Below are 1,264 nucleotides of genomic sequence, written 5' to 3' on the forward strand. Positions count from 1 at the left end.
CAAGGTACTCCTGCAACTCCAACAAAGGCTGTTTACTCTAATGGCCCAGTTCAAGCAGTTGTACCACAAAAAGCAGCTAAGGAAGTTCCTGCAACTCCAGAAGCATTACCTCAAACAGGTGACGAAGGCAATGGACCATTAGCGCTTGTAGCGGGTGCAGCTGCTGCAGCACTTGGTATGTTTGGTCTTGGTTACCGTAAGCGTAGAGAAGACTAGAATTATCAAATAGCTAAAGAAAAAGAGTTCCTTGATTGGGACTCTTTTTTTATGGAAAATAAGGAGGAGGAATTTTATGGCTGATGACGATTTACTGTTAGCGGACTATTACAAGATGTGGATTGAAACTTATAAGAAAGGTGCTGTGCGTCAGGTTACTTATGACAACTATGAGTTAAATTGGCGATGGCTAAAAAAATTAGCTCCCGATTTAAAGTTGAAAGACTTAACACGGTTAGAATATCAAAATATTATCAATAAGTTTGCAGAAACGCACGAAAAAGTAACTGTTGCTGATTTTCATAACCGAGTAAAGCCTGCAATTTTAGATGCTGTAGATGATGATTTATTACGCAAAAATCCAACTCGTAAGACTATCATTAAGGGAATTCCACCAATTCCAAAAAAACGAAAGTATATGGATTCATTTGAACTAAAGCTCTTTATTAATGAGTTAGACTTACCAAAGCATAAATTAAATATTGATTGGTTGCTGCTGTTAATTTCTAAAACTGGTGTACGTCTTTCTGAAGCTTTAGGAGTAACGAAAGAAGATTTTGATTTTACTAACCAGGTCCTGATTATTAATAAAACGTGGGCTTATAAAGAAGGCGGTGGCTTTGTTCCAACCAAAAATAAATCTTCTGTTCGAAAAATTCGGATTGACTGGAAACTGATGAATCAATTTATGGGTTTGATTGAAGATATTCCTGAGGGAGTACCCATTTTCTGTTATAAAAAACCTATGTATAATTCTACGATCAATAATCGTATAAAGCGACTTTGTAAGAAACTCAATATTGCCCCTATTTCAGTCCATGGATTGCGACATACGCATGCATCTCTTTTACTCTATAATGGTGTTTCTGTTGCCAGCGTGGCTCGTCGATTAGGTCATGCTGATATTAATACTACGCAATCGGTCTACATTCACATTATCCAAGAAATGGATAACTATGATACCGATAAGATCATGAGACAATTATCACAATTTTAATTGTATTTACGCAAAAATCCCCTATTTCTTTTGAAATAGAGGATTTTTTAC

2 protein-coding genes are annotated in these 1,264 nt (G+C 36.2%); both read left to right on the top strand.

Annotation, left to right across the window (positions count from 1 at the left end; all coding sequences use genetic code 11):
• On the top strand, window positions 1–216 hold a 216-nt coding region (locus JCM10991_RS14115), incomplete at its 5' end, for an LPXTG cell wall anchor domain-containing protein (RefSeq protein WP_035189106.1).
• Between the two features lie 76 nt (window positions 217–292).
• Window positions 293–1,213 (top strand): site-specific integrase, encoded by a 921-nt coding sequence (locus JCM10991_RS11715; RefSeq protein WP_025021589.1) that lies wholly within the window; start codon window positions 293–295, stop codon window positions 1,211–1,213.
• Window positions 1,214–1,264: the final 51 nt, after the last annotated feature.

It is taken from the genome of Ligilactobacillus equi DSM 15833 = JCM 10991 (genome assembly GCF_000615765.1).
Taxonomy (GTDB): domain Bacteria; phylum Bacillota; class Bacilli; order Lactobacillales; family Lactobacillaceae; genus Ligilactobacillus; species Ligilactobacillus equi.